Consider the following 6,000-nt stretch of genomic DNA (forward strand, 5'->3'; position numbering starts at 1 on the left):
GGGGGATTCCTCGGCTGTGGGGGTCTGTCCGCTGGAAAATGTGCTGTCCCAGAAATCGATGTGCGGCTGCAAGGGGCGGATTCCACTGCGGAGGCTCTTGTCGTAGTGGCCGCGAGAAGACGTTCGTCGAGCAGGCCAGCGGGGGAACAGTCCCAGCCCCTCGATCGCCGCCCCGCGCACCTGAGGGTCAGGGGTCCTGGGCATAGGAGACGAACACCTCGCCGCGCTCGCGCATCAGTGCCACGGTGTCCGAGTAGGCCGTCGACTCGCTGCCGTCGAGACCATGGACGATGCCGTCGTGGAAGTCTGTGCGCTCGACGGCTTCACGGCCGATGCTGAGCAGGAGCGTGACCACCGCTGCACGGTCGGGGGTGGCAGGGTCGCCGGCCATGCTGAACAGTAACGGCAGGCCGGCCAGCGTGCGCGGATACACGTCGAGCGCGCCTTCGGGGCCGCGTGCGGTGTGTGGGCCCGGCACCGCCGCCGCTCGCGACGCCCGCGAGCTGGTGAACAGAGTCACGGCCTCGACCGCATCGTCCACGCCTCCTACGCCGAGAACCCCGACCCCCTCGCCCTCGCCGCCCGCGCCGAAGTCGCCCTCCAGCTCGTCCGTGGCGAAACCGCCCCCCCGCGGTCGATCTCCTCGAACCTCTGCCGGCGTACACGTAAACGTGCTCAGCCGAGTACGGATGTACGTGCTCACCTCTCGGCAAGACTGATCAAGAGAACCTGAAAGAAGGCTGCTCCCTCAGTGACGGAATCTGTTGGCCCGTTGGTGGGTCGAGCGGATGAGGACGAAGACCAGGGCAGCCAGATCTGCCGCCCCGGCGGCGTCGTCCGCATAGCGCGTGGTCTGCAAGGGGCCGACCTGGTCCAATCGGACTCCCTCTGATTCCAGGACGTAGCCGAGGGTGAGGATGGCGAGGCGGGCGTTGCCGTCCGGGAAGGGGTGAAAGAAAATCACGTCCAGATAGGCCCTGGCTGCGCGGGAGGCCAGGGGCACTCGGGGGTCGGCGCTCTCGCGCAGGCAGTGTCCGAAGTCGCGCTGGGTGCGCGGCGTCAGGGCGTAGCGTTCGCGGCCGCCTTTGGCGAAGGCGTCGCCTTGTCGGAATCGGACCTCAGGCGTGCCAAGGACCAGCTGCTGCCATCCAGTCAGAAGTGCGCAGGTGAGGGGACGCTTGTGGGAAGCGTCTGTGCGCGACTGAGCCAGCGCCGCGAGCAACCGACGGCCCCGGGCGAGGCCCGGGGAACGGCCCCCCTCACGGCACCAGGTGATGAGGCCGTCCACGACGGGCTCGACCGGGGCCGGCATCCGGCCGGCCGCGGAAGTCCAGTCGATCTGGTTCCTGATCCGGAGCCAGGTAGCCAAGGCGTCAGTGGTCACGGTAGGACTGCACCCCGGTCAGATCTACGGCAAGGTCCTCTCCCACCGCGTCGATCAGGATCCGCGACGGCACGGTCCAGCTCTTGAACCGACCACCGATCGCGGTGTCGACCGCGTCCTTCGCGCCTTCCGGCCCCATGCCCGTGGAAGACAGGAACCACGTCAGCACCGTGCGGCAGAGCCCGTACCAGCCGCATTCGGCACCCGTGCGGTCCACGACCACGGTCACGAGTCGGGTGGCCGCCCGTTCCAGGTGCCAGCTGCGTTCCTCGGCATCCGCTCCGGCGGGCGGAGCCAACTGCTCGAACCGCTCCTTCAGTTCCTCCAGCCAGTCGCGCCACTCCAGCAGCGACGCGACCACGTTGGCGGCCGTTGCGGCGGGCCCACCCACAGAATGGGCAGTGCAGCACCAGTTGGTGACGACGCCACCACCACCGCCCTCGCCGACCGCCCAATCCCATCCGCAGGCCCACCGGCCGTATCGGGCCGCCAGGAACGCCGTGACCTCGGTGGCGAAGCGATGCTTCTCGTCCCACCCGACACCGTCAGGCGGCACCATCGAGGCGATCACTGCGGTGATCTCAGATGCCTCCGCTTCGTTCCAGGCGAAGGCGATGAGGTCGGGATCGACGGCAGACCACGGCAGCCAGGCCGGAGCGAGCTCGTAGTTGATGGTCGTGGTGTTCCTCCAGAACCGGGCAGGGCAGGACAACTGAACGATCATGCCAAAGGCCCATGACTTCGTCACGCAAGTTTCCGGTGCCGCCGATCTCCTGCCGGAGCACACAGCACGACGCTGCCGGGTCGTCCGCTCCGCCCGGTGCGGCACTCGGCTGGATACGTTCATCTGTACGCGGCTGAGCACTCCGAAGAGCACGCCGGTACCTGATGCCCGAGAAGCGACAGGAGGCCTGCTCCCCGCTCCCGTGGGGATGGCCCCAAGATCACGCTATGACGGGGCTGTTGGTGTACGTGGTGTGGGCGAGGTGGCAGGCACGGCCCACGTCCAGGAGAGCGGTGGGTTTCCCGACTGCGGCGAGTCCGGTGACGATTGGCGAGGGCTCCGATTGGTGATCTGCCACGCCGCGATCCCTACGTGAGATGGAACTGTCGTGCCTGAAGTCGGGCAGAGGCTTTGCGTGCGTGTTTACCGTCCGGCCGGGGGCTTGGGCCATGGCGTGCCGTCGGCAGCGGCGGTGAGGATGTCGCCGAGACGCAGCCAGGCGGTGGGGCCGGCGTACGAGGCGGGACTGTCGGCGAAACGGGCCCAGGCTTCCTCGTCATCGCCGAGAGCATCGATCACGAGCGCGACCACTACCGGGTGAGCGGTGCCGTGCTCGGGGCCACCGACCGTCAGCGCGGTCCAGGCCGGCAGGGCGCAGATGACATCCGCGGGACAGTCCGGGAGCCGCAGAACCTGGCGTGCCCACCCTTCACGAAGCTGCGGGCCGCCGCCCAGCCGTTTGCGCAGACCGGTAGTGATTTGGAGAAGGGCCGCATCGGGAGCGGAGTGGCGCGTCAGAACGTCGGCGAAATGGATCTTCGCCCCGTAGGAGCTGCGGCCGGCGAAAGCCAGCAGCGTCTTCTCGACGAGCTCGTCGTTGCCCGCATGACGGGAGAGATAGTCGATCAGGACGTCGTCGGACATCCGGGCAAGGCGCTGCACGGTGATCTGCTCCGGATCGCCCAGGGCCGTACTTCTCGTTACCGCCGTGGGGTCTCCGAGGATGCCCTCGACGGCGGCCCTGAGGCCGGCCAGCTCGCGCTCGCGCTGGTCGGCGACGAAGCTGGCAGTCTCCCAACGGCTTCGGTGCTGCGGGCGGGTGTGCTGGAGCACTGCACGGGCCTTCTGCTTCACCTCCGGGGTGATGTCGGGAAGGTGAACGAGCAGCGAGTGCAGCCAGCGTAGGTCCTGCGGCGACGGGCGAGTGGTCTGCGAGCCGGGCTCCCACAGACGAAGAGCTTCCATCGCCTGCTGAGCGAAGCGCCGCCCGAGGGTTGCAAGGAGCTCCTCGGAAGCACGCCAGGTGTACGGGTTGCCGAAGCGGGGCCTCGCCTCCGACGGGCTGAGAAGGTGGCGCCAGGTGGATTCCGCCGCCGACTGCACCCAGAAAACCGCGCCGTGAAGAGCGACGTCGTGAAGCGCGAAGTCCTCGCTGGTGAGCCTGTTGAACTGGCGGAGGTCCGCCGCGGACAAGGCCTCCAGTTCCTTGGAAAGACGTTCACACACCTGCTGCTTGGACAGCCCGTCCCTCAGCATCCGACAGGCTCGGGTGATCAGGACCCGCTTCTCGAAGCCGGCCAGGTGCTCCAGGGCCACCTCCTCCAGCAAGGAAGCCTCCACATCCCAAGGGATGCTGCCCAGCATGCACTCGCGGATGGCCCGATTGGCGCGGGAGCCCTCGGACCACTCGAGCAGTTCCCGATGACGGCCGGTGTGGACGGAGACCACACCCGCCCACATGGACTCCCACGCCTCACATGCCGCCATGAACGCCTCGTGGTCTGCAAGGACGTCATTACTCTCAGAGGCGGTACCACCCGAAAGCTCAGGGAAGGCCGGCAGAAGCTCAAGGGCCGCAAAGAACACGGAACTGTGCAACTGCGGATCACGAAGAACTACCTGCGCGGCACTGGGCTTCTCCAGGCCCTCTACCGACATCGGCCGACCATGAGGGCCTCGGCGCCGCAACTCGGCCACGACCGCCGCAGCCATCACCTCACCACACCCCTCATGCCCGAGCACGCCAAGCTGCGCGGTCGAGCAGCGGCCGAGCGCCTGCTCCCTCTGAGCCTGGGTGCATGAGGGGTGAGAAAGAGCCGTGAAGGCCAGTTGCATGGGGGATCCGGCGTAGAGATGGGCACCCTCTTCACGCAGTCCACTGTCGATCGCGACCTGGAGCAGCCACTCCGGCGCAGCATCGCGATACGCCCCGCCGAGCAAAGCGAGGACCAAGCCGTTGCGGGCGCCGCTGTCCGGCAAACCCCGCACGCGCTCCACGGCCATGCGTGCGGGAGGTGAGCCGGCCGCGGACTGTGAGGCGATCGCCCGCAGAAACTCGGACGGCAGCCAGGCCGACGGCTCTTCAACACTCATGAATCCCCCCACGTCAGTCACGGCATCCCCTTCATCATGCACCGCGCCACCGACAAGGCTCGCCGCGCAGCCAGGTTGTCGCCGCGCGGGCCCCGGAGGTACAGAATCGGTGCCGTGGGCAAGCAGGACCCCAGCATCAAGACCACCCGGGCCGTCCGGGACCGACTGCGGGTCCTGGCTACGGAGCGCGGCGTCAGCAGTTTGGTGGGGTCGGCGGGTGGATGGTGAGTCCGGTGTGGGTGAGGAAGGACCAGGGCAGTTTGCTGGTTCTGGTTGATGCGGTGGATGCCCTGTTCGGCGGCATCGGCGAGGTAGGCGCCGGCGAGGTGGACGAGTTCGCGTGTCTTGAGCGACGACCAGAGCAGCTCCACCGGGTTGAGCTCGGGTGCGTAGGCGGGTAATCGCTCCAGGCACGTGTATTCACCGCCCCCTTTTGATGCGTGGCCACTCGTGCGCGACCCAGCGGGAAATCTCGGGCTCCTCCCGCTAGGGCCTGTCTGACAATCCGTGTCGGATCAGTGAGCGTCCGCCGAGCCGGTAGTCCGGGGGTGCTCCGACACCTGGCGGGTATTGCCAGGCAGGACCTACGAACGGCGGGCCAGCAGGTGGGCGTCGAGGAAGCCCCGTTCGGAGGCTGGATCGTGGAGCAGCCGAGCGAAGGGAACGAGCCCGGCATCGGCCAGCAGTTCGGCGAGGTGGTCCGCAGGCCAGCTGTAGGCAGGTGCCACCTTGTGGTCGAACCGGACCGGCTCCGGTCCATCGGTCCCGAAGAAGGACACCAGGAGCAGACCACCCGGAGCCAGGACGCGTACCTGCTCGGCGAGCAGTCCTGGCAGTTCTCCCGGAGGGGTGTGGATCATCGAGTAGTGGGCCAGGACGCCGCCGAGCACACCGTCCTCGATCGGCAGGGACTCCATCCGCGCCTCCTGGAAGCGCAGCGCCGGATGGGCCCGCTGGGCGTGGTCGACCATGCCGGGGGAGAGATCGAGCCCGAAGGCGTCCAGGCCCAGTTCGTGCAGCATGGCCGTCAGATGTCCGGGCCCGCACCCGACGTCAGCTGCCCGCGGGTTGCCCGTCGCGCGCACCAGTTCGGCGAAGGTGCCGATCATGGCCCGGGCGAACGGTTGTGTCTCCAGCCGGTTTGCGAACAGCGATGCGTACAGCTCGACGACTCCGTCGTAGGCCGCCCTGGTCTCGTCCTGATGATTCGCCACAGGCGGGACTCTATAGCCGGTCTGATCATCGATCTTGTGGCAGGTCGAGGTGAGCTGACGGATGCGACATGGGAGCGAATAGAGCCCCTGTTGCCGCGGGCGGATGGGCGTGGCCGTCCGTGGCGTGATCACCGGCAGGTGGTCAATGGGGTGCTGTGGCGGCTGCGGACCGGGGTTCCTTGGCGCGACCTGCCCGAGTGGTACGGACCCTGGCAGACCGTCCACGGGCGGTTCGCCCGCTGGGCCGCCGACGGCACTTTCGACCGTCTGCTGTCAGCGGCCCAGTCCCGGGCGGAGGTGGACTG

The 6,000-nt window shown here is 68.0% G+C and carries 8 protein-coding genes; 1 reads left to right on the top strand and 7 read right to left on the bottom strand.

The features are described 5' to 3' along the window. Positions 1-187: 187 nt before the first annotated feature. The 7 genes from ABZ318_RS28700 to ABZ318_RS28730 form a co-directional block, all read right to left on the bottom strand. Complete coding sequence (locus ABZ318_RS28700; protein WP_356905357.1) at positions 188-541, bottom strand: hypothetical protein; 354 nt, start codon at positions 539-541, stop codon at positions 188-190. Positions 542-748: 207 nt separating this feature from the next. Beyond that, the gene (locus ABZ318_RS28705) at positions 749-1,384 is read right to left on the bottom strand and encodes a Fic family protein (protein ID WP_356905358.1); all 636 of its coding nucleotides are present in this window, start codon (positions 1,382-1,384) and stop codon (positions 749-751) included. Then, positions 1,374-2,132: a hypothetical protein gene (locus ABZ318_RS28710; protein WP_356905359.1), complete on the bottom strand. Its 759-nt coding sequence runs from the start codon at positions 2,130-2,132 to the stop codon at positions 1,374-1,376. Before ABZ318_RS28710 ends, ABZ318_RS28705 begins: the two co-directional genes overlap by 11 nt. A 196-nt stretch (positions 2,133-2,328) precedes the next feature. Further along, positions 2,329-2,466 (bottom strand): hypothetical protein, encoded by a 138-nt coding sequence (locus ABZ318_RS28715; protein ID WP_356905365.1) that lies wholly within the window; start codon positions 2,464-2,466, stop codon positions 2,329-2,331. Between the two features lie 65 nt (positions 2,467-2,531). Further along, positions 2,532-4,481: a hypothetical protein gene (locus ABZ318_RS28720; RefSeq protein WP_356905360.1), complete on the bottom strand. Its 1,950-nt coding sequence runs from the start codon at positions 4,479-4,481 to the stop codon at positions 2,532-2,534. Positions 4,482-4,498: 17 nt separating this feature from the next. Beyond that, positions 4,499-4,852, bottom strand: coding sequence for a hypothetical protein (locus ABZ318_RS28725; RefSeq protein WP_356905361.1), 354 nt, complete (start codon positions 4,850-4,852; stop codon positions 4,499-4,501). Positions 4,853-5,065: 213 nt separating this feature from the next. After that, complete coding sequence (locus ABZ318_RS28730) at positions 5,066-5,695, bottom strand: class I SAM-dependent methyltransferase (protein WP_356905362.1); 630 nt, start codon at positions 5,693-5,695, stop codon at positions 5,066-5,068. Between the two features lie 36 nt (positions 5,696-5,731). On the opposite strand from ABZ318_RS28730, the gene ABZ318_RS28735 reads away from it, so the two are divergent. Further along, positions 5,732-6,000 (top strand): IS5 family transposase (locus ABZ318_RS28735; RefSeq protein WP_356905364.1); only part of this gene is annotated, 269 nt, incomplete at its 3' end.

It is taken from the genome of Streptomyces sp. NPDC006197 (genome assembly GCF_040613865.1).
Taxonomy (GTDB): domain Bacteria; phylum Actinomycetota; class Actinomycetes; order Streptomycetales; family Streptomycetaceae; genus Streptomyces.